The organism is Streptomyces hebeiensis, assembly GCF_052983195.1.
The window spans coordinates 3691800-3714526 of record NZ_CM129812.1 but is presented as its reverse complement, the minus strand read 5'-3'; the positions used below and the strand labels follow the sequence as shown (position 1 = coordinate 3714526).

General features: G+C 71.9%; 15 protein-coding genes, 4 tRNA genes and 1 other RNA gene. 9 read left to right on the top strand and 11 right to left on the bottom strand.

Features of this window, described 5'->3' with window-relative positions:
* Window positions 1-75: 75 nt before the first annotated feature.
* The 3 genes from ACU6P3_RS16220 to ACU6P3_RS16210 all read right to left on the bottom strand — a co-directional run bounded on the left by ACU6P3_RS16220 (window position 76) and on the right by ACU6P3_RS16210 (window position 3276).
* Window positions 76-1101 (bottom strand): SCO2400 family protein, encoded by a 1026-nt coding sequence (locus ACU6P3_RS16220; protein WP_447197723.1) that lies wholly within the window; start codon window positions 1099-1101, stop codon window positions 76-78.
* 395 nt (window positions 1102-1496) lie between these two features.
* A complete protein-coding gene (locus ACU6P3_RS16215) occupies window positions 1497-2969 on the bottom strand; it encodes an AAA family ATPase (RefSeq protein ID WP_447197722.1) in 1473 nt (490 codons plus the stop codon).
* A gap of 222 nt (window positions 2970-3191) precedes the next feature.
* Window positions 3192-3276 (bottom strand) — tRNA-Ser (locus ACU6P3_RS16210).
* Window positions 3277-3348: 72 nt separating this feature from the next.
* On the opposite strand from ACU6P3_RS16210, the gene ffs reads away from it, so the two are divergent.
* From ffs to ACU6P3_RS16180, 6 genes are all read left to right on the top strand, one after another.
* Window positions 3349-3447: signal recognition particle sRNA small type (gene ffs / locus ACU6P3_RS16205), an RNA gene on the top strand.
* A gap of 66 nt (window positions 3448-3513) precedes the next feature.
* On the top strand, window positions 3514-5889 hold the full coding sequence (locus tag ACU6P3_RS16200; RefSeq protein WP_447197721.1) for a DNA polymerase III subunit gamma and tau: 2376 nt from the start codon (window positions 3514-3516) through the stop codon (window positions 5887-5889).
* 82 nt (window positions 5890-5971) lie between these two features.
* Window positions 5972-7222: a phosphoribosylamine--glycine ligase gene (purD, locus tag ACU6P3_RS16195; RefSeq protein ID WP_447197720.1), complete on the top strand. Its 1251-nt coding sequence runs from the start codon at window positions 5972-5974 to the stop codon at window positions 7220-7222.
* 446 nt (window positions 7223-7668) lie between these two features.
* Entirely contained in the window at window positions 7669-9597 is a 1929-nt protein-coding gene (locus tag ACU6P3_RS16190; protein WP_447197719.1) for a hypothetical protein, read from the top strand.
* 813 nt (window positions 9598-10410) lie between these two features.
* Window positions 10411-12141, top strand: a complete 1731-nt coding sequence (locus tag ACU6P3_RS16185) for a N,N-dimethylformamidase beta subunit family domain-containing protein (RefSeq protein WP_447197718.1) — start codon at window positions 10411-10413, stop codon at window positions 12139-12141.
* Between the two features lie 193 nt (window positions 12142-12334).
* A complete protein-coding gene (locus ACU6P3_RS16180; RefSeq protein WP_447197717.1) occupies window positions 12335-13237 on the top strand; it encodes a phosphoribosylaminoimidazolesuccinocarboxamide synthase in 903 nt (300 codons plus the stop codon).
* A 137-nt stretch (window positions 13238-13374) separates the two neighbouring features.
* Here the strand turns inward: ACU6P3_RS16180 and ACU6P3_RS16175 are convergent.
* The 8 genes from ACU6P3_RS16175 to ACU6P3_RS16140 form a co-directional block, all read right to left on the bottom strand.
* Window positions 13375-13447, bottom strand: a tRNA-Gly gene (locus tag ACU6P3_RS16175).
* A 22-nt stretch (window positions 13448-13469) separates the two neighbouring features.
* Window positions 13470-14222: a response regulator gene (locus ACU6P3_RS16170; RefSeq protein ID WP_447197716.1), complete on the bottom strand. Its 753-nt coding sequence runs from the start codon at window positions 14220-14222 to the stop codon at window positions 13470-13472.
* Entirely contained in the window at window positions 14219-15829 is a 1611-nt protein-coding gene (locus ACU6P3_RS16165) for a sensor histidine kinase (protein ID WP_447197715.1), read from the bottom strand. Before ACU6P3_RS16165 ends, ACU6P3_RS16170 begins: the two co-directional genes overlap by 4 nt.
* Before the next feature lie 158 nt (window positions 15830-15987).
* Window positions 15988-16857: an ABC transporter permease gene (locus ACU6P3_RS16160; RefSeq protein ID WP_447197714.1), complete on the bottom strand. Its 870-nt coding sequence runs from the start codon at window positions 16855-16857 to the stop codon at window positions 15988-15990.
* Between the two features lie 113 nt (window positions 16858-16970).
* Window positions 16971-17939, bottom strand: a complete 969-nt coding sequence (locus ACU6P3_RS16155; protein WP_447197713.1) for an ABC transporter ATP-binding protein — start codon at window positions 17937-17939, stop codon at window positions 16971-16973.
* A 158-nt stretch (window positions 17940-18097) separates the two neighbouring features.
* Window positions 18098-18170, bottom strand: a tRNA-Gly gene (locus ACU6P3_RS16150).
* A gap of 94 nt (window positions 18171-18264) precedes the next feature.
* Window positions 18265-18339, bottom strand: a tRNA-Gly gene (locus ACU6P3_RS16145).
* A 279-nt stretch (window positions 18340-18618) separates the two neighbouring features.
* On the bottom strand, window positions 18619-18954 hold the full coding sequence (locus tag ACU6P3_RS16140; protein WP_030751601.1) for a histone-like nucleoid-structuring protein Lsr2: 336 nt from the start codon (window positions 18952-18954) through the stop codon (window positions 18619-18621).
* Window positions 18955-19478: 524 nt separating this feature from the next.
* On the opposite strand from ACU6P3_RS16140, the gene purS reads away from it, so the two are divergent.
* The 3 genes from purS to purL are packed head-to-tail and all read left to right on the top strand — an operon-like array spanning window position 19479 to window position 22710.
* A complete protein-coding gene (purS, locus tag ACU6P3_RS16135) occupies window positions 19479-19784 on the top strand; it encodes a phosphoribosylformylglycinamidine synthase subunit PurS (protein WP_447197712.1) in 306 nt (101 codons plus the stop codon).
* A complete protein-coding gene (purQ, locus tag ACU6P3_RS16130) occupies window positions 19781-20461 on the top strand; it encodes a phosphoribosylformylglycinamidine synthase subunit PurQ (protein WP_447197711.1) in 681 nt (226 codons plus the stop codon). The genes purS and purQ overlap by 4 nt, the downstream gene beginning before the upstream one ends.
* Window positions 20461-22710, top strand: coding sequence for a phosphoribosylformylglycinamidine synthase subunit PurL (gene purL, locus ACU6P3_RS16125; protein WP_447197710.1), 2250 nt, complete (start codon window positions 20461-20463; stop codon window positions 22708-22710). Before purQ ends, purL begins: the two co-directional genes overlap by 1 nt.
* The last annotated feature ends 17 nt before the right edge of the window (window positions 22711-22727 follow it).

The window sequence follows — 22727 nt, the reverse complement described above, 5'->3', positions numbered from 1 at the left end:
AGGAAGAACGTCAGTGGGGCGGACCGCTTTCGTGGTCCGCCCCACTGACTGGTTCAGGTCCGACCGACGCCTCGTTCAGCCGACGCACAGGACGAGCAGGCAGAGCTGCTCCCGTGGCGGCTTGGCCGGGTCGGCCGGGTCGGCGGGCGTGCTCGCCTCGGGGTTCGCGGGCGCGGTGGTGTCCGCGCCGGAGTCGTCGGCGGGCGGGGCCGAGGGCGGCGGTTCGGGTGTTGTGGTCCGCGGGGCCGGCGGTTCGGCGGCGGGCGGGACCACGTCGGCCGTCACCGGCGTGGTGCGCTGCTCCGGGCTCGCGGGCGCTGTGGAACGGGTGACAACGGCGGTGGTCTGCCGTCGGCTCTTCTCGGCGCCGCCCGCCACCGCCGTGTCGGTCTTCCGCGACGAGCCGCTGATCGCCGCGTCGTTGACCGTGGACGGGGAGGCGTCGGCGCCCGGCTCCCGTGTGTCACGGGCGCGCGGCCGCACGGATGACGAGTCGGTCTCGGTCCCGTCCACAGAGGTGGGGGCCGAGGCCGCCGGCTCCGGCGCCGAGGCCGCCTGCGCGGGGCCGGCGGACGGCCGGGACGGCAGGACGGCGAGGGTCAGGCCGCCGCCGACGAGCGCGACGGTCGAGGCGACCACGGCGCGGCGCCGCTGCTTCTTCCACCGGGCCAGCTGACGACGCCGGGCCGCGCGGCCCGGCGTCGCGGGCTCGGTACACCCGGGCCTTTCGGACAGCTCGGGGCTTTCGGGCTGTCCGGTGCCGGATGCGCCCGAGATTTCGTCCGCGGTCCCGGCCGCGGCCGCGGCCGCCGTCTCCCGCGCCGAGGTGTCCGTCATCGCGTCCTCGGCGCCGCCGAGGGGATACGACGCGGCGGTGAGGCGAAACGGCGCGGTGGCGAGGCGAGGAGCGTCGCCGCCGTCGTCACCGGCCCCTGGGGCCGGGAACTCCTGTGTGTGCCACGGCTGAGGCGGTGTCGCGGTCGTGGCCGACGCGTGGTGTGAGTCATGGCCGGGAGGGGCGATGTCGGGGGCGTACGCACCGCACCCGGGGCATACGAGGGCACCGTTGAGCGTCCGATGGCAGGAGGAGCAGTAGTCCATCCGCGATTCTTTCTGCGCTGACTGCGCTGACTGCGCTGGCTGCGCCGCCAGGGGTGCCGGCGACCTGTTCACGTTCGCATATTCGGAGTTCGCACTCGGGATCGAGTGCAAATCAACCTAACCGGGCATGCGGGAGGCCGTGCGAATTCTGTGTGCCGCTCTTGCGAAGATTGCGTCCTGCTCGTGGCCGGCGACGCGGACGGCCACATCGGCATCGTCCGTGGTGACACGCCAGGTATCCAGGGCTTGGGACCGTCAGTCGGATAAGCGTCCCTGCTGGAAGCGTCCGGCTCGGGCGGTTGTGCTCTGCGTCATTCAGGGGCCTTGACGGAGCGCTCGGCAGAGGGTGGCGCTCACCATTGCGTCCCTGCCGGTTACGGATGCGTGGGCATACGTCAGACCTCGCCGTAGAGGGTCGCCAGGTCGATCAGTCGGATGTCCGGGTCGGCCGCCGCCGCGGCGTGCGCCTTGTCGTTGAATCCGGCTCCGCTGAAGCAGATGAGTCGGGTGTTGGTGGTGTCGTAGCGGCCCGCCAGGGTGACGAGGTCGCGGATGTGCCGGAGACGTTCGATGTGCGCAGCACCCATGGTGTCGTTCCACTTGGCCTCTCCGATGGCCAGGAGCGGCGGCTTGGCACCATCCGCGATTCCGATGACCGCCACGTCGACCTCATGGCCGATGCGGGCCTTGGGGTCGTGGGCCACGCCGTGCCCGACGCGGGCGGGCAGGCCGCCGAGATGCCCGGGATCGGCATGATGGAGGGCCCAGTCCCGGCAGACCTGTTCGAAATGGGGCCCGAGGACGTTGCTGACGAAGCGTCGACGGCTGGCCTGCCACACCCGAGTCGCACTGCCGGGGCGTTCGAGCTGGTCCCAGACCGGTCGCATGATCGCGTGGTAGAAGCCGATCAGCGGTTCGGCGATGCGGTAGGTGGGCCGGTTGTCGCGGAATGCGTCTGCGTCGCGGCGCAGCAGCCCCGCGTCTTCGAGGACGTTGATGGGGTGCGCGATATCGGTGGCCTTGCGTTCCAGATAGCCGGCCATGCCCCCGCGGGTGGCGTTGCCGTCCGCGACGGCAGCCAGGACGGACAGGTACAGGGCGGTGTCACGAAGGTCGGGTTCTTCGGCCAGTAGGTAGCGGGCCTCGCGGAAAAGGGGAGTCTCGGGATTGAGGACGGTACGGACCACCCAGTCATCGAAGTCGTCCGGACCCTTGGGGGTGTCGCCGCGCGCGAACTCGCGCCGGTAAGCGGGAGTGCCGCCCACGATCGCGTTGACCTTCATGGCCAGGTGGGGGTCGGTGATGTCCCAGAACTCGGCGGCGAGGCGGTGGTCAAGTGGGCGGACCACCAGTTCCAGTCCCGCCCGTCCACGCAGCGGGGCATTGCCTGACAGCAGCCGCCCCATGAAGGACAGCGCCGAGCCACACAGCAAGAGCCGGGTGCGGGAGGCGGTGCGCTGGTCACGCAGCGGCCGCAGCGCCTCCTGGATGATCGAGGGAAGCTCAGGGTTGGCCTTGGCGAGGTAGGGAAACTCGTCGATCACGACAGGGACGGGCCGCTCGGAGCCGAGCGCGAGAAGCGCGTCGACCGCCTCCGACCAGTTGACGAAGTGGAACGGGACGGCGGGGCGGACATGGGCGGTCAGCGCGGTGCTGATCCGCCGTAGCGACTCGGCATCGGCGGCCTCGGTCGCACCGAAATAGAACCCTCCGGTGGCACGGCAGGCGGCATCCAGCAGGAACGTCTTGCCTTGGCGGCGACGCCCAGAGACCACGCCAAGGGTTGCTCCCGGCTGAGGATCGGTGATGAACCGGCTCAGCGCCGACCACTCGTGATCCCGGTCGAACATCTCGGCAGGCTTGTCCACGCTTCACCCCCAGAGATAGAAGTACGACTCCATAAACTGTACTCCTATCTCTTTTTGCAGGGTGCGATGCTGGCGGGGTGCACTCGGCGCCTGCCAACGACTCTGCGCTGCGCACTGGAATGTCGCTAATGTCGGAAATGAGCGATACTGGAACTGAGGTCAATGCAGAAGACCCCGGCCGCTGAGCGGTCCGGGGTCTTCGTTCGCCTGTACAGGCGTCTGCGGAGGATACGAGATTCGAACTCGTGAGGGGTTGCCCCCAACACGCTTTCCAAGCGTGCGCCCTAGGCCTCTAGGCGAATCCTCCGCCGCAAACAATACAAGACGTTGAGGAGTGCTAGCGAACTCGTTCCCAGGTGCCGGCATCGGGTACTGTGGGCGCAGCCCCTCACGTGGCGCTATCTGACTGAACTCCCCCAGGGCCGGAAGGCAGCAAGGGTAGGTCGGCTCTGGCGGGTGCGTGGGGGGCGCTTGCGTGTGCGGGCGGGGAGCGGGGGGGCGGAGGGGCGGTGTGTTGTCGTAGGGGGCCGATATCGTCGTAGGTGTGTCGTCCCTTGCGCTGTACCGCCGCTACCGCCCCGAGTCCTTCGCCGAGGTCATTGGCCAGGAGCATGTCACCGACCCGCTCCAGCAGGCCCTGCGGAACAACCGGGTCAATCACGCCTACCTGTTCAGCGGGCCGCGGGGCTGTGGGAAGACGACCAGTGCGCGCATCCTCGCGCGGTGTCTGAACTGTGAGCAGGGGCCCACGCCCTCACCGTGCGGGGAGTGCCAGTCCTGCCGGGACCTCGCGCGGAACGGGCCGGGGTCGATCGACGTCATCGAGATCGACGCCGCGTCGCACGGAGGCGTGGACGACGCCCGTGATCTCCGGGAGAAGGCGTTCTTCGGGCCCGCGAGCAGCCGGTACAAGATCTACATCATCGACGAGGCGCACATGGTCACCTCGGCGGGGTTCAACGCCCTGCTGAAGGTGGTGGAGGAGCCGCCCGAGCATCTCAAGTTCATCTTCGCGACGACCGAGCCGGAGAAGGTCATCGGCACGATCCGGTCGCGTACGCACCACTACCCCTTCCGGCTCGTGCCGCCCGGGACACTGCGGGACTATCTCGGCGAGGTGTGCGGCAAGGAGCGGATCCCCGTCGAGGACGGGGTCCTGCCGCTGGTCGTACGGGCCGGGGGCGGCTCGGTGCGGGACTCGATGTCCGTCATGGACCAGCTGCTCGCGGGCGCGGCCGAGGACGGTGTGACGTATGCCATGGCCACGGCCCTGCTCGGTTATACGGACGGCTCCCTGCTCGATTCCGTCGTCGACGCTTTCGCGGCGGGCGACGGGGCCGCGGCGTTCGAGGTGGTGGACCGGGTCATCGAGGGGGGCAACGATCCCCGGCGCTTTGTCGCCGACCTGCTGGAGCGCCTCCGTGACCTGGTCATTCTCGCCGCCGTGCCGGACGCCGGGGAGAAGGGGCTGATCGACGCCCCGGCCGATGTCGTCGAGCGCATGCAGGCGCAGGCATCGGTCTTCGGGGCCGCGGAGCTCAGTCGGGCGGCCGATCTGGTCAATACCGGGTTGACGGAGATGCGGGGTGCCACCTCGCCCCGGCTCCAGCTGGAGCTGATCTGCGCGCGCGTCCTGTTGCCCGCCGCGTTCGACGACGAGCGTTCGGTCCGGGCGAGGCTCGACCGGCTGGAGCGCGGGGCGGCCGCGGCCGCGTCGGTCGCGGGCGCCGCGTTCACGGCCGGACCTGGGCAGGGCCCCCCGGCGGGGTACGTACCGGAGCCCGGCGGGCACGCTCCCGTACCGCCGGCCACGTCGGCTCCCGCTCCGGCGGTTCCCGGTCCCGCGGCTTCCGGCCCCCCTCCGGCCCCGGTGCCCCCGGCTCCGGCGCAGGCTCCTTCCGCGCCGGCCACGCAGCCGACGCAGTCCGCACCGCAGTCCGCACCGGAGCCCGCGGCCGAGCGGCAGCGGCCCGGGGCGTGGCCAGGCGCCGCCGGAGCGGAGGGCGGCCGTCGGCCCGGCGGCTGGCCCACCGCCTCGCCACCCGGTCAGGGCACGGCCCCCACCCGGCCGGCGGCCGCCATCCCGCAGTCCGGTGGCGCGCCCGCCGGCGCGCCGGGGCAGGGGCCGGAGCCGGGCATGGCCCAGGGCGCCGGGCAGGTGCGCAACATGTGGCCGGACATCCTGGAGGCCGTCAAGAACCGCCGCCGCTTCACCTGGATCCTGCTCAGCCAGAACGCGCAGGTCGCGGGCTTCGACGGGACGACGCTCCAGCTCGGCTTCATCAACGCCGGCGCCCGTGACAACTTCACCAGCAGCGGCAGCGAGGAGGTGCTCCGCCAGGCCCTCGCCGAGCAGTTCCACGTCCAGTGGAAGATCGAGGCGATCATCGACCCGTCCGGCGGGTCCGCCCCGCCGTCCGCCCCTGGTGGAGGCGGTGGTTACGGCGGTGGCGGTGGCGCTGGTGGCGGCTACGGAAACGGTGGCTACGGCAACGCCGGCGGCGGCCACGGAAGCAGCGGTGGCGGATTCGGAGGCGCGGGCACGGGCTCGGCCGCCGGTGGCGGATCCGGCGGAGGCGGCTACGGAGCCCCCGCGCCCGGCGGTGGCAATGGTGGCCCCGGCTCCCGCCCCCCGGCCGGTGACGCGCCCACGGCGCCGGCCCCGTTCCAGTCGTCGTCCTCGTCCGCGTCGCAACGGCCCGGCACCGCCGCCCCCGGCTCCTCCTCCTCCGCCCCGCCCTCGGCCGAGCCGGCCCAGGGGGACAGACCCGCCTCGCCTCCGCCGCGGCCCTCGGTGTCGCTGGAGGACGACATTCCGGAGGAGGACGATCCGGACCTGGTCGACTCCGCCCTCTCCGGCCACGACCTCATCGTCCGCGAGCTCGGCGCCACGGTGGTGGAGGAATATACGAACGAATGACGGCGCCTCACCTGTGGTCCCGTCCAAGCTCCGCGCGGGCCCGCACGCGGCCGGGCGCGCCTTCCGGGCTAGGCTGCCTCCCGTGAAGGTCCTTGTCATCGGTGGCGGCGCCCGCGAACACGCCCTGTGCCGCTCTCTCTCCCTCGACCCCGACGTCACCGCTCTGCACTGCGCGCCCGGCAACGCCGGGATCGCCGAGGTGGCGGAGCTGCATCCGGTGGACGCGCTGGACGGTACGGCCGTGGCCCGGCTCGCCACCGAGCTGGCGGCCGAGCTGGTCGTGGTCGGCCCCGAGGCGCCGCTGGTGGCCGGGGTGGCCGATGCCGTACGCGACGCGGGCATCCCGTGCTTCGGCCCGTCGCGCGAGGCCGCCGAGCTGGAGGGTTCCAAGGCGTTCGCCAAGGACGTGATGGCGGCGGCGAACGTGCCGACGGCGCGTAGCTACGTCTGCACCACCCCCCAGCAGATCGATGACGCGCTGGACGCGTTCGGCCCGCCGTACGTCGTCAAGGACGACGGGCTCGCGGCAGGCAAGGGCGTGGTCGTCACCGAGGACCGCGCCGCCGCCCGTGAGCACGCGCTCGCCTGCGGCCGGGTGGTCGTCGAGGAGTTCCTGGACGGCCCCGAGGTCTCGCTCTTCGCCATCACCGACGGCGAGACGGTCCTCCCGCTCCAGCCCGCGCAGGACTTCAAGCGCGCGCTCGACAACGACGAGGGGCCCAATACGGGCGGTATGGGTGCGTACTCCCCGCTGCCCTGGGCCGATCCCAAGCTGGTGGCGGAGGTCCTGGACACGGTCCTCCAGCCCACCGTCGACGAACTGCGCCGCCGTGGCACCCCCTTCGCCGGGCTCCTGTACGCGGGTCTCGCGATCACCGGCCGGGGGGTACGGGTCATCGAGTTCAACGCCCGCTTCGGCGACCCGGAGACCCAGGTGGTCCTGGCCCGGCTCAAGACCCCGCTCGCCGCCGTCCTGCTGGGCGCGGCCAACGGCACGCTGGCCGATCTGCCGCCGCTGGCGTGGCGTGACGACGCCGCCGTCACGGTGGTCGTCGCCTCGCACAACTATCCGGGCACCCCGCGCACGGGCGACCTCGTCGAAGGACTGGACGAGATCGCCGCACAGGACGCCCCGGAGGCGTACGTCCTGCACGCCGGGACCCGGCTGGACGGCGGCAGGGTCGTCAGTTCCGGCGGCCGGGTGCTCTCGGTGACGGCGACGGGCCAGGACCTGAAGCAGGCGCGAGAGCGCGCGTACACCGCGCTCGGGCGCGTCCGCCTGGCGGACTCCCAGCACCGTACGGACATCGCCCGCGCGGCGGCGGAAGGCTGAGCGGGGCGGTACGGGCGGGGCGGTGCCCGGGCGGGTACGTCTGTCCGAATCCGGGCGGGGGTCCCTCCACGCCTTGGACCCGCCCTCCCCGCTTCCCCGCGCTTCTGCCGGTCCAGCCTGTTCTCTGTCGTTGCTGTCGTTGCTGTCGTTGCTGCCGTTTCGGCCGGTCTGCCGGTCCCTCCGGTCCGCCGCCCGGTTCTCTGTGCCGACCGCGCGGTCAGGGGGCGGCAGCCCGATGGGCGTACGTCAGCAGCTTTACCCAGAGCCATTCCATCGAGTGACGAACAGGCCATCTGGGTGACGCGCTTCAGGGCCCGAACTAGGGTCGGCGCATGCGTTCCGGCACTTGGCTCACCGACATTGCGATGTCAGTGGCGGGTGCCACTCTGGGGGAGTGAGCAACGCAGCCGCACGGGCCACTGGGCAGAGGGGGTGAGGGTCCGACCATGTCCGCTTCCGCTATCGGGGACGAGCTGGGCGCGCGGGGCGCCCGTGTCCGGGCGCTCGCCGTGCTGCGCGTGCGCAGCAGGGCGCTGGCCGTCGCTCTCCTGCCCGCCGCAGTCGCGGTCGTCCTGCTGGTCGGTGGGGCCACGGGCAGGCTGAGCGGCGCGGGCTGGGGCACCGCCCGCTGGGCCGTGACCGGGTTCGCGGTGGCCGTGCTGCTCGTCGCCGGGGCCGTCGCCGCCGTGATCGCCCGCGCCAGACCGGCCCTGAGCCCCACGGTCGGAGTCACGGAACAGGCGGCCCCCGATCTGTACCGGCTGGTCCATGATCTCGCCGAGCGGCTCGACGTACCCGCCCCCTCCGCCATAGCCCTCACACCGGACTGCGACAGCTGGCTGGAGGACCGTACCCACCCGGCGTACGGACCCGAGCGCGACCGAGGGCCGGATACGGGTAAGGGCACGGGCGTGGGCGGGGAGAGCCGGCGGCAGCGGGCGCGTGGCGTCGGCGGCGGTTTCCGGCTCGGTCGTGGGCTTCGTGGTCGTGAGGAAGAGCGGTCGGCGCCCGCCGCGCCCGTCCTCGTGATCGGTTCGCCCTTCCTGTGGTGGATGCGCGTCGCCGAGCTGCGAGCCGTGCTCGCCCCGGTCGTCGCCGGCACGGGCCCTTCGGCGCACCCCGACATAGCCGCCGCCCGCCGCTTCGTCCGCGGTCTGGACGCGGCGGTCGCAGCCGCGGCCCGCCCCGGCAACGGTCCGGTACGGAGACTGGCGCTCGGCTTCGTCGGCCGTGTCGCACGGGTGTTGCTGCGCGGCTGCGGCGAGCATGCCTCGCTGATGGAACGGGGCGTCGCGGCGGCCGCCTCCGAGCGTGCCCTGGCGGTGGACTACGGCCTGCGGATCCTCGCGCAGGAGCAGGTGGGGCTGGCCTACGCGGGCTGGGACCGGCTGCTGACCCGCGTGGCCCTGCCCGCCTGGCGCATGGGCCGCTGGCCGTCGCGCCTGGACGCCGGAGTGGTCTCAGCCCTCACGGAGCTCTCCCGGCGCGACCGGCTGGCCGAGGGGTTCGCCTCCCGGCTCGGCGAGCGGCCCGCCTGCGATCTGCTCGAGGAGCCCGGTGTGGTGGACGAGGCGGCCTCGCTGCTGGCCGCACGGCTGTTCCACGGCGGGCCGGCGGACGCCGGTCCGGACTGGTCGCCGGTGGACTGGCAGCAGTATCCGGAAGAGGTCGTCGACCGTAAGTGGCGTACGGAAGCGGCGAGATTGCACCGGGTCCTGGACGGCATGGCGGTACGGCCCGCACCCGGCTCCGTCGGCTCCGTCGACTCTTCCGGTTCTGTGGTCCCTTCCGGTTCCTCCGTGCCCTCCCGCTCGGTCGGATCCTCCGGTTTCCCCGGCTCCTCCGTCCCCTCCGGTGCCGCGCCGGGGGACGGCCCTCGGCCGAGGCCGGGGTTCGCTCCGGGTGCCGAGCCCACGCCGGCCCCCGGGCCCACCCTGGCCCGGGTCATGGACCATCTCTCGGGCCAGGACGGCCCGGCGGTCGAGGCCGGTGACGCCCTGGCCGCCGGGATCAGTGCCGAGCTGGCCCGGGAGGAGGCCGCTGCGCCGCGTATCCCGGCCGAGGCGGCGGGCGGGGCGCTGGTCCACTGGGGCGCGGACCCGCTGCCGCTGTTCCCGCTCCAGCCGCCCCGTACGGGCCGTGACCTGCTGGCCGACCATGTGACGGCCATGGTCTGCTGCTCCGCCGTGGACACGGCGGGCGCGGCCCCGGGCCTGGACTGGCTCGACGGCCCGACCCTGCTGGTCGACGGCGAGCGCCGGGCGGACCTGGGCGCCCGGGTTCTCAGCCTGGTCGAAGGCGGCGACGCGGAGCCGCTCCGTGCCTGGCTGACGGCGCTGGGGGTACGGGCGGAGAAGCCGGTACGGCTGGTCTGAGTGCCTGGACGCCTGAGTGGCTGAGCTGAGTGGTTGAGTGGCTGGGCGAGTCTGAGCGGCTGGAGTGCCCGAGCGCCTGAGCGGCTGAGCCGTAGCCGGGTGCGTACGGCCTCGGGGCCGTACGCCGTGCCGCGTCCGTGCAGACCCGGCTCGCACGCGGGGGCCAGGAGTCCTGAGTCCGGCAGCGCGGTCGAGTGGCGAGTGCGCTCCCATTCACCGCACACTCCCTGCTCGTGCGCATGCCGTACCGCGACCGGACAGCCCACATCCATGTCCAGCCCCCGCCCCTGCCGGTGTACGTCAACGCCTACGTCAACCGCCCCATGCGGCGTCCCCTCATGGGCCCGCTCCGGTTCCCCGTCGACAGCCGACGGACTCGGCCGCGCTCCCCACCTGACGCCCGCGCTCCCCCTGCGGACGCCGCTGCGCCCCTCCGTACACCCCGCGCTACCCGCAACGCCACATTGCCCCGTACCGCGTCGCACATCCGGAGTAGGCCGTTCCACTAACGTCAATTCGCGACGAACGGTGACGGCGCGCAAGCGTTATGTGATGTGCTGGAGGTGAACGCCGACCTTCGGGGTGACATCGGGGTGGCGTCGGGGCGGCCCGAGCCGTCGGGCACGGAAGAGGGGATGCCTTCGGAGCGTGCCCCGGCCGGACGAGCGGCTGGGCCCTGGCCACGCCGTGGTCCTCTCCCGGACGTATCCCCGTCGTATCCGATCGTGTCACCGGCGCGTCGGCGCTCGTCACGAAGCACACGTCAACGACCGTGCCACCAAGAGGCGCGGGAGCTCGGAGGAGGGGCGCACGATGGGGGCGGACCATATCCGGCGATGGGAATCGGGCGCACTCGCCCACGCGGTCACCGACCCCTTCGGGCAGGGGCCACTGCCCTGGTTGCGGGGCAGCGAGACCTACTTCGACGACACCGGTCAGGTGGTTCCCTGGTACGCCGAGCCCCACATGGGCAGCGCTTTCAGCGGCGTCGGCGGTGTCGGCGGCGGGTTCGGCGGCGGCGCCGGTGCCCGCGGGCCGGGCCACGGCAACAGCGCGAACAGCGCGAATGGCGCGAATGGCGCGAATGGCGCGAATGGCGCGAGGGCCGCGAGCGACGCGAGCGATCCGGCCGACGAGAACGAGGGCGCGGGCAGCGCCACCGGCTGCGGCCCCGGCGTACCGGGCCGCATGGGCGGCTCGGGCAGCGTGGGCGGCGTCGGTGGTCCGGGGCATGTCCGGGCCGACGGCAGCAGCGGTGGCGCCCGCACGGCCGACGACGTCCACTGCCAGATCAAGGGCTTCGCGTCCGCCGGCGCCGTCGCGCCCGGCGAGGCGATCGACTTCCACATCACCGTCGACCCGCCCCAGCAGTACTCCGTGGACATCTACCGGATCGGGCACTACGGCGGCGACGGCGCGTTCAAGATAACCACCAGCCCCCGACTCCCCGGCATCGTCCAGCCCCCGCCGCTCGCGGCCGACCGTACCGTCTCCTGCCACCACTGGTGGCTGTCCTGGCGGCTCCAGGTTCCGTCGTACTGGACGCTCGGTGCCTATGTGGCCGTTCTGACCACCGCCGACGGCCACCGTTCCCACGTCCCCTTCACCGTGCGCGACGACCGCGCCGCCGACCTGCTCCTCCTGCTCCCCGACGTCACCTGGCAGGCGTACAACCTCTATCCCGAGGACGGCCGCACCGGCGCCAGCCTCTACCACGCCTGGGACGCGGAGGGTCGTCTCCTCGGCGAACAGGACGCGGCGACCACGGTCTCCTTCGACCGCCCCTACGCGGGCGCCGGCCTGCCGCTGCACGTCGGGCACGCCTACGACTTCATCCGCTGGGCCGAGCGGTACGGCTACGACCTCGCCTATGCCGACGCCCGCGACCTGCACGCCGGCCGTATCGACCCCACCCGCTACCGGGGCCTGATCTTCCCCGGCCACGACGAGTACTGGTCCGTCCCCATGCGCCGCACCGTCGAGCGGGCGCGTGACAACGGCACGTCACTGGTCTTCCTGTCCGCGAACACCATGTACTGGCAGGTGGAGCTGTCCCCGTCGGCCTCCGGTGTGCCCGACCGCCTCCTCACCTGCCGCAAGAGGCGTGGCCCCGGCCGCTCCGCCCTCTGGCGCGAGCGGGACCGGCCGGAGCAGGAGGTGCTCGGCATCCAGTACGCGGGCCGGGTCCCCGAGCCGCACCCCCTGGTCGTGCGGAACGCCGGCCACTGGCTCTGGGAGGCGACCGGCGCGGGCGAGGGCGACGCGATCGACGGACTCGTCGCCGGTGAGGCCGACCGCTACTTCCCGCGCACCGCCCTGCCCGAGCACCAGGACCGGATCCTGCTCGCCCACTCCCCGTACCGCGACAGCGAGAACGCCCGCTGTCACCAGGAGACCTCGCTCTACCGCGCCCCCTCCGGAGCGCTCGTCTTCGCCTCCGGGACCTTCGCCTGGTCCCCGGCGCTCGACCGGCCGGGGCATGTCGACGCCCGCGTCCAACGCGCGACGGCCAACCTCCTGGACCGTATCTGCAAGCGGGACTGAGGACAGAGGACAGAGGACAGAGGACAACAGGACAGAGAGAAGACTCTGCCCCACTGCCCCGCTCACGTGGGGCAGCGGGGAGCCTCCACGGCAAGGAGCGGCCGCCCCGCTCCCACCCCTCGGAGCCGCCCCTTCCGGCATACGGGAGAATCGACGCGATCTCTCAGATCGGACAGAGCCACCGGGAGGAACCGTGTCCGGATTCGTAGAAAAGCCCGAACCCCTTCAGGTGCCGGGTCTGGTGCACCTCCACACCGGCAAGGTGCGCGATCTGTACCGCGACGAAGCCGGCGCCCTCGTCATGGTCGCCAGCGACCGCATGTCCGCGTTCGACTGGGTCCTGCCGACCGAGATCCCGGACAAGGGCCGGGTCCTCACCCAGCTCTCGCTCTGGTGGTTCGAGCGGCTGGAGGACCTGGTCCCCCACCACGTGATCTCCACCGACCTGCCCGCCGGCGCTCCCGCCGACTGGGCCGGCCGTACGCTCGTCTGCCGACCGCTGCGCATGGTCCCCGTGGAGTGCGTCGCGCGCGGCTACCTGGCCGGCTCCGGCCTCGCGGAGTACGAGCAGACCCGTACCGTCTGCGGGCTGGCGCTGCCCGAGGGGCTCGTCGACGGCTCCGAGCTTCCCGCCCCGATCTTCACGCCCGCCACCAAGGCCGCCGTCGGCGACCACGACGAGAACGTGTCGTACGAGGAGGTGGCCCGTCAGGTCGGCGCGGAGACCGCGGCCCGGCTGCGGCGTACGACGCTCGACGTGTACGCGCGGGCCCGGGACGTCGCCCGGGACCGCGGCATCGTCCTCGCCGACACCAAGTTCGAATTCGGGTTCGACGCCGACGAGCGGCTGGTGATCGCGGACGAGGTGCTCACGCCCGACTCCTCCCGGTTCTGGCCGGCCGACGGCTGGGAGCCGGGCCGTGCGCAGCCTTCGTACGACAAGCAGTACGTACGCGACTGGCTGACCTCGCCCGCCTCCGGCTGGGACCGGGCGAGCGAGCAGCCGCCTCCGCCGCTGCCGCGGGAGGTCGTCGACGCGACCCGGACGCGGTACCTGGAGGCGTACGAGCACCTGACCGGCACCGCCTGGGAGTGAGCGGGCGGCCACGGGGGCAGCCGCGGATTCCGGCGCGTACGTGGTTCCCGGCGGGCACGGCGGGTACGAGGAAGGGCCCCGGTCGCTCCGACCGGGGCCCTTCCTCGTACTGCTGGGTGATGCTGTTACTTCACCTGAGCGGACGACCAGGTTCGAACTGGCGACCTCAACCTTGGCAAGGTTGCGCTCTACCAACTGAGCTACGTCCGCTTGCGCCGTGGCGTGGGACCAACTATACCCAACCGCGGCGCCGGGCGAGACGCACTGCCGTATGCCGGTTCTCGGCACCCAGTTTCGTCGCGGCCGACGACAGGTAGTTGCGTACGGTCCCCGGCGAGAGCGAGGCCCGCTCCGCGATCTCCGCGATCGGAGCGCCGTCCGCCGCCAACTCCAGCACCTCGGCCTCGCGCGCGGTCAGGGGCGAGTCCCCGGCGGAGATCGCGTCGGCGGCCAACTCCGGGTCGACATAGCGGTTGCCCGCGTGGACGGTACGGATGATCTCGGCGAGCTGCCGGGCGCTGACGGTCTTGGGCACGAATCCGCGCACGCCCGCCGCCAGCGCCCGTTTGAGATGGCCGGGACGGCCGTGGCTGGTCACGATCATCGTCCGGCAGCCAGGCAGTTCGGTGCGGAGGGATGTGGCGACCTTCACACCGTCAGCGCCGGGCATCTGGAGATCGAGTACGGCGACGTCGGGCCGGTGGGCGCGTGCCATGGCCAGTGCCTCGGGGCCGGAGCCCGCCTCGGCGACGACGACCAGGTCGTCCTCCAGGGCGAGGAGGGCGGCGAGGGCGCCCCGGATCAGATGCTCGTCGTCGGCGAGCAGGACGCGCACGGGCGGGGTGGTGCCCGGCGCCGACGCGGACTCGGGCGCGGGCGCCGCCCCGGGGCCGGGTACGGAGACGGGCACGGCTGCCGGTCCGGAGCCGGACGCCGACACGGACGCGGGCTCGGGCTCGGGTAGGGGTACGGGTGCCGATGTCATGCGGTGGCGACCTCCTCACCGGTGCCGGGGGCCACGGAGGGTACGGCGGCGCCCCCGCCATCGCCGTCACCGCCGCTCCAGGTCCGGGACGCCGTTCCGGTACGGCCCGGCCGGGCCGAGTCCCCGCGGACCGCGGCCATCGGGGCCGTACGGTTCGCTTCCGTGCCGGGCATGCCCGCATCGGCACCGACGCCACCGACGCCCTCGACGCCACCGGCACTCGTGCCCGGCCCCGCACCACCCGTCCCGGCCACGGCCAGCGGGATCCGGGCCGTCAGGCGGAAGCGGTCACCGGTCGCGCGGCCGGCCTCCAGCGTGCCGTCGAGGGCCGCCAGGCGTTCCCGCAGGCCGGTCAGGCCGGAGCCCTTCCGCGGCGTGGCCGCGGGTTCGGACCCGTGCGAGGGCCCGGCCGCTTTCCCCTTGCCGTCACCCTCGTCCCTCTCGTCCGCCGCCGGTACGCCGTCGTTCTCGACCACCAGGACCGCCGCCCCGTCGCCGCGTTCCCCCGCCCCCGGCACGGCGAGCCGTACGGTGCACCGCCGCGCGTCCCCGTGCCGCAGGACGTTCGTCGTCGCCTCCCGCACGACCCATCCCAGTGCCGACTGCACCTCGGCCGCGAGGCCCGTACCGTCATCGCCCTCGACCCGGCAGTCGATGCCCGCCGCCGCCAACACCCCACGTGCTCCTTCCAGTTCCATGTGCAGGTTCGCGTCGCGATAGCCCCGTACGACGTCCCGCACCTCCCGCTGAGACTCACGCGCGATCCGCTGCACGTCGCTCATCTGGGCCACCGCCTCCGGCCTGCCCCGCTCGGCGAGCTGCACCGCCAGTTCGCTCTTGAGCGCGATCACCGCGAGGTTGCGGCCCATCACGTCGTGCATGTCCCGCCCGAAGCGCAGCCGTTCCTCCGCGACGGCCAGCCGCGTGTGCAGCTCGCGCGCCCGGTCCAGCTCCCAGACGACGTCCACGAGCCAGGCCGAGAAGACATAGCTCACGACGAGCACCGAGCCCATGGCGAGGACGCCGACGGCGTTCAGGCCGGCCTGTCCCCAGCCCGCCCCGAGCAGCAAGGTCACGACCGCCAGTCCGGCCGCCGCGCCGAGCACCGCGTACGTCCGGTGGACGGTCGTCCGCAGTGTCAGCGAGATCCCCGCCAGCCCGAAGCCGATGAGGAACATCAGAAGCACGCCGAATTCCGACTTGGGCACCTGGTCCGCGATGCGCAGCACCAGCAGGGCGAAGACGCCCGCGGCGGACAGCACGGCCATCCCCACGGTCAGCCGGACGGGCCGCTCACGGCGGCCCAGCCGCCAGTCCAGTGCCCGGTTCGCGAGCAGGCCCCCCAGCACGGAATGGGCGAGGACCAACAGGAACAGCCAGCGTTCGGCCGGACTCGCGGACTCGAAGAGCAGGGAGGTGGTGACCGCTCCGCTCTCGACGCCCGCGAAGGCCGTGAACGTCGCGCGGGTGTACTGCTCCACCCGGGCCGGCTTGCTCTTGTTCCCGCTCCCGTGTTTGCTCCTGGCCCGGTGGCCGGCCTCGGCGGCCCGTCGGCAGGTCCGCCGCCAACCTTCCACCGGCCCGGTCCGCCCGGTCCGCCCGGTCATCGTGCTCTCCCGTTCTCCTCGTCGTGGGTCGGTCGTGCTCGCACGGCCGGCATGGCCCGCGTCACGCAGGCGTCAGCCGGACCCGAATCCCCGGGTCCCGAATCCCTGGTTCTCCGGGCCCCCGGGCCCCCGAGACCCCGCGCCTGGTGCCACATGGCTCAGCGGCGGGGCTCCCAGCGGAACCACCGACGTACAGCAAACACGCCGAGCACCGTCCAGGCCAGCGCGGTCAGGGCCGCTCCCAGCACGTCGTACGCCTCGATCCCGCCGACCCAGCCCGCGCGGATCAGCGTCATGACGCCGGAAAGCGGGAGCAGTTCGAACACGGAGGCGACCTTCTCCGGCAGCACGTCCAGGGGGACGAACAGCCCCGAGCCGAGCACCGAGATCAGGAACAACGGCATGATGGTGATCTGCGCGCTCTCCACCGTGCGTGTGACGGCGGAGGTCGCCGCGGCCAGCGCCGCGAGCAGGGCCGTACCGATCAGCAGGCCGGCGATCAGCAGTTCGGGTCGGCGCGGGGCGCTCACGTCGAGGAACAGGCTGCCCGCCGTCACCAGCAGCGCGCACTGGACGAGGGTGACCGTGGCCGCCGGCAGGGCGGTACCGGTGAGGATTTCCGCGTCGGAGGCCTCGCCCGTGCGCAGCCGTTTGAGGACGAGGTCCTCGCGGCGGGCGGTGTACGCGGCGGCGAGGTTCGAGTACACCGCCATGATCAGTACCGTTCCGAGGCCTCCGATCAGCGCCGCCTCGACCATGCTCAGTCCGCTCTTGCCGAGGTCGATCCGGTCGAGCGACACCTTGCTGCCCGCGATCGTGGCCACCGGTACGAACAGAGCGGAGAACAGCGCCGTCTTGTTCCGCAGGAGCAGCGTGAACTCGGCGCGGCCGAGCGCCGCGAGACGTCCCGACGGCGTGCTCGTACGGGGCGTTGCCGCGTCCGTGTCCGTTTTCCGGCCGGGCCTGCCTGGCGTGCCGGGCCTGCCACCGGGTCCGTCGCCGGCCCGCCTTTCCGTATCGCCGGTCACAACAGCCCCCGTGCTCATCCGTGTCCCTGTCTCTTCCGCCATTCCCATCCCCGTCGCCATCTCTGTCCCCGTTCCCGTGCCCGTCACCGTCACCGTCTCCGTCGGTGTTCTCCTCACGCCGCTTCCGCCGCTTCCGCGTGTTCCGTCGCGATGTCGAGGAACGCCTCTTCGAGCGAGGCCGACCGTGCGTCCAGCGCCCCCAGGTTCACGTCCGACTCCGCGGCCCACCGCAGCAGTTCGCCCAGATCCCGCTGGAGTTCCCGGGTCCTGATCTCCACCCGCTGCCCGTCGGCCGCCGCACGCAGTGACAGCGGCAGCCGGCCGGCGGGGACGTGCGGCGGCAGCGTGAAGCGGATATGGGACGGGCGCGCGGTGGTCACCTCGGCCGGGGTGCCGGAGACCACGATCTTTCCCCGGTGCATGATCGCGAGCCGGTCGGCGAGGGATTCCGCCTCCTCCAGGTAGTGCGTGGTCAGCAGGACCGTGGTGCCGCCGTCGCGCAGCCGTCGCACCAAGTCCCAGGTGTCCCGCCGCCCTTCGGCGTCCAGGCCCGTGGTCGGTTCGTCCAGGAAGAGCACCTCGGGCCGGCCGAGCAGCGCCAGTGCCAGGTCCAGCCGCCGCCGCTCGCCGCCCGAGAGCTGCTTGACCCGTACCTTCGTCCGCCTGCCGAGCCCCACCATCTCCAGCGCCTCGCCGGCCGGCCGGGCACCGCTGGTGCAGCCCGCGCACATCCGCACGGTCTCGGCCACCGTCAGATCGGACGGAAAGCCGCCCTCTTGGAGCATCACTCCGGTCCTGGGGCGGACGGCGGCGCGTTCGCGGTACGGATCGTGGCCGAGCACGCGCACCTCGCCCGAGTCGGGCCGGGCGAGACCTTCCAGCAGTTCGACGGTGGAGGTCTTTCCGGCGCCGTTCGTACCGAGCAGCGCGAACAGTTCGCCGCGCCCCACGGAGAACGAGACGCCGTCGACCGCGGTGAAACCACCGGAGTACGCCCGCCGCAGCTCGTCCACCTCGATCACCGGGTCACTGTCGTCGTTCCAGGAAGGCGTCCGGGTCAGCGTTCGAGAAGGCTCAGTCATGTCTTCAAGATTTCCGCCGGTCCGGGGCGGCGGGCAGTGCGCGCTGTCATCGGCGTTCATGACAAATGTCATGGACGGGGAAGGCGGCGAAGGAGACGGCGGAGCCGAGCGCGCACACGAAGAAGACCCCGATCGAATTGATCAGGGCCTTCTGTCAGAGCGGACGACCAGGTTCGAACTGGCGACCTCAACCTTGGCAAGGTTGCGCTCTACCAACTGAGCTACGTCCGCATCGCATCGGATGGGCGACTGGCGATACAGGCAGTCGCTGACCGGTGCGTCATCACTCTACCTGATCCACAGGAGTGGATCGGAGAGAGCGATGTGGAGCGGGTGACAGGAATCGCACACTGCGCCTCCCCCTTGGAAAGGGGGCGTTCTACTACTGAACTACACCCGCACGCTCCGTGAGGTTTTCCGGCCTTTCGGCCTTGCCCCTCGGCGTGCTCCAAACTCTAGCCGATCAATGGGGGTGCTTCGCAACTCCGTGCGCAGAGCCCCCCTTCGGCCCGCTCGGGGCCCCTCGGCGCGCGTCCGCGCTCCCGCCCGGTGGCACGGCACTCCGGGGTCCACGCGTCGGGATCTCCGCGCGTCGGGACCTCCGCGCGTCGGGACGGGAGCGCCCGTAGGACGGGCCGCGGTGGACGGGCCGCGACGGAGCGAGCGGGCCCCGCACGCCTCAACGCGCTTCGCGGAACGCCTCGTAGACCTTCTTCGGGATCCGGCCGCGGGCCGGCACGTCCATCTTGTGCGACTGCGCCCAGGCCCGGACGGCGGCGGGATCGGGGGCCAGGGAGGTGTGCCGGTAGCTCGTACGGGATTTGCCGCGCCTGCCGGCGTGCGTCTGCTTCCGGCCCGCCGCCACGAAGGGCGCCAGGGCCTTGCGGAGTTTCTTGGCGTTGGCGGGGTTGAGGTCGATCTCGTACGTCTTCCCGTCCAGGCCGAACATGACCGTCTCCGCCGCCTCGCCGCCGTCGATGTCGTCGGAGAGCGTAACCACTACGCGCTGCGCCACGGATATCGGTCCTTTCCTTCGGTACCTGCCCCCGCCCGTGTCCGACTCGTGTGGGAAACACGGTCGACGTGCGGTGATACCGTCCTTACGGCTGTTTTGAGAAGGTGCGGCAATCCAGCTTTCCCGCTGCATTCCTTTGTACAGCGGTCACTGCCGCAATGTGAAGCTCAGCCAATTACATCAGCGTGTCCCGGGCAATGCCAGGGCGTGATTCTTTTCCTGATTTTTTCCCGGCGTGTTGTTCGTGGCCGGAATCACCACGCGATCTCCGCGTGTGACGGCCGCCCGTTCCGGTCGTATCCGGGTGACCGACGGATCCGACGGCCGGCCGGGCCGCCCGCCTCGTCCGCCCCATGGGCAGCTCTGCGCGCCTCCCGCCCCGAGGTGTGCGTCTACCCGTGTAGATTTTCCGGCCAGGTAGGCTGAGGGAAGCTCGGGGGGTCCGGGAGATTTCCCCGGGTCTGGGGGATTCCCCGGAGAACAACAGCAGCAGAACCAGCCGCACCACACCACCGGGAGTGCCAGTGGCACGCGTCGTAGTCGACGTCATGCTCAAGCCGGAGATCCTCGACCCGCAGGGACAGGCGGTGCAGCGCGCACTGCCCCGTCTGGGTTTCGGGGGCATCGCCGACGTCCGCCAGGGAAAGCGTTTCGAGCTCGAAGTGGCGGGGCCGGTCGACGACGCCGCCCTTGCCCGTATCCATGAGATGGCGGAGACGTTCCTCGCCAATACCGTCATCGAAGACTTCACCGTGAAGATCGAAAACGCGGACGCGGCGGCCGACGCGGATGCGGATAACGGGAACGCTGCCGAGAAGGTGTCCCGGTGACCGCTCGTATCGGAGTCATCACCTTCCCCGGCACCCTCGACGACCGCGACAGCCTGCGCGCCGCCCGGATCGCCGGTGCCGAGCCCGTCTCCCTGTGGCACCGCGACAAGGACCTCAAGCAGGTCGACGCGGTCGTCCTCGCGGGCGGTTTCAGCTACGGCGACTACCTGCGGGCCGGTGCCATCTCCCGGTTCTCCCCGGTGATGGAGACGGTCATCGAGCAGGCGAAGGCCGGCCTGCCGGTCCTCGGCATCTGCAACGGCTTCCAGATCCTCACCGAGACCCACCTGCTGCCGGGCGCGATGCTGCGCAACAACGACCTCCACTTCGTCTGCCGCGACCAGAAGCTCCGGGTGGAGAACGCGGACACCGCCTGGACCGGCGACTACTCGACGGGCCAGGAGATCTCCGTACCCCTCAAGAACATCGACGGCCGGTACACCGCCGACGAGCGCACGCTGGACGAGCTGGAGGCCGAGGGCCGCGTTGCCTTCCGCTACCTGGACGGCAACCCGAACGGCTCGCTGCGCGACATCGCCGGCATCACCAACGCGGCGGGCAACGTCGTCGGCCTGATGCCGCACCCCGAGCACGCCGTGGAGCCGCTGATCGGTACGGGCCGTACCGACGGTCTCGGATTCTTCACCTCGATCCTGAAGAAGCTGGTAAGCGCCTGATGACCCTCGACACCGTCAAGCACGCGACCGACACCCCCGACACCGGCCAGCCCTGGAAGGAACTCGGCCTCAAGGAGGACGAGTACGCGCGGATCCGCGAGATCCTGGGCCGCCGCCCGACCGGTGCCGAGCTCGCCATGTACTCGGTCATGTGGTCCGAGCACTGCTCGTACAAGTCGTCCAAGGTCCACCTCCGGCAGTTCGGCGAGAAGGCCCCGGCCAGTGACGCCATGCTCGTGGGCATCGGTGAGAACGCGGGCGTCGTGGACGTCGGCCAGGGGTACGCGGTGACCTTCAAGGTCGAGTCGCACAACCACCCCTCCTACATCGAGCCCTACCAGGGCGCGGCCACCGGCGTCGGCGGCATCGTCCGCGACATCCTCGCCATGGGCGCCCGCCCCGTCGCCGTCGTGGACCCGCTGCGCTTCGGCGCCGCCGACCACCCCGACACCAGGCGGGTGCTGCCCGGCGTGGTCGCGGGCATCGGCGGCTACGGCAACTGCCTGGGCCTGCCGAACATCGGCGGCGAGGTCGTCTTCGACGCCTGCTACCAGGGCAACCCGCTGGTCAACGCCGGCTGTATCGGCGTCATGAAGCACGAGGACATCCACCTCGCCAAGGCGTCCGGCGCCGGCAACAAGGTGATCCTGTACGGCGCCCGCACCGGCGGCGACGGCATCGGCGGCGTCTCGGTGCTGGCGTCCGAGACCTTCGACGATTCCAAGCCGGCCAAGCGGCCCGCCGTCCAGGTCGGCGACCCCTTCCAGGAGAAGCTGCTGATCGAGTGCACCCTGGAGATCTTCGCCGAGAAGCTCGTCGCGGGGATCCAGGACCTCGGGGGCGCCGGCCTGTCCTGCGCGACGAGCGAGCTGGCGAGCGCCGGTTCCGGAGGCATGCGGGTCGAGCTGGACACCGTACCGCTGCGTGACGCGACCCTCTCGCCCGAGGAGATCCTCATGAGCGAGTCGCAGGAGCGCATGTGCGCCGTGGTCGAGCCGGACAAGGTCGCCCGCTTCATGGAGATCTGCGAGAAGTGGGACGTCATCGCCACGGTCATCGGCGAGGTGACCGAGGGCGAGCGGCTGGAGATCTTCTGGCACGGCGAGCAGATCGTGGACGTGCCGCCGCGCTCCGTGGCGCACGACGGCCCGGTGTACGAGCGCCCCTACGCGCGCCCCGAGTGGCAGGACGCGCTCCAGGCGGACGACGCGAACGCGCTGCCGCGCCCGGCGAACTCGGCGGAGCTGCGCGAGCAGGTGCTCAAGCTGGTCGCGTCGCCGAACCAGGCGTCCAAGGCGTGGATCACCGACCAGTACGACCGTTTCGTGCAGGGCAACACCGTGCTCGCGCAGCCCGAGGACGCCGGCATGGTCCGGATCGACGAGGAGTCGAACCTGGGCGTGGCGATGGCGACGGACGGCAACGGACGGTACGCGAAGCTCGACCCGTACGCGGGCGCGCAGCTCGCGCTCGCCGAGTCGTACCGCAATGTCGCCGCCTCCGGCGCCAAGCCGCTCGCCGTCTCGGACTGCCTGAACTTCGGCTCGCCCGAGGACCCGGCCGTGATGTGGCAGTTCGCCGAGGCCACGCGGGGTCTGGCGGACGGCTGCCTCGCCCTCGGCACCCCGGTGACCGGCGGCAACGTCTCGCTCTACAACCAGACCGGCGAGACGGCCATCCACCCGACGCCGGTGGTCGCGGTGCTCGGCGTGATCGACGACGTGACGCGCCGGACGCCGATCGCCTTCAAGGAGCAGGGCCAGCTGCTCTATCTGCTGGGGGACACCCGCGAGGAGTTCGGCGGCTCGGCCTGGTCCCAGGTCGTGCACGACCACCTGGGCGGGCTGCCGCCGGCGGTCGACCTCGACCGGGAGAAGCTGCTCGGCGAGATCCTGATCTCGGCGTCCCGCGACGGCATGATCGACGCGGCGCACGACCTGAGCGACGGCGGTCTGATCCAGGCCGTGACGGAGTCCTGCCTGCGCGGCGGCAACGGCGCGCGACTGGTCGTACCGGACGGTCTCGACGCGTTCACCTTCCTGTTCAGCGAGTCGGCGGGCCGAGCGGTCGTCGCCGTGCCGCGCAGCGAGGAGCTCCGCTTCACCGACATGTGCGGGGCGCGGGGGCTGCCGGTGACGCGGATCGGTGTCGTGGACGGCACGGCGATCGAGGTGCAGGGCGAGTTCGGCGTGGAGCTGAGCGAGCTGCGGGAGGCGTACGAGGGGACGATCCCGGCGCTGCTGGCGTAACGGAGTCCGCTCTCGGG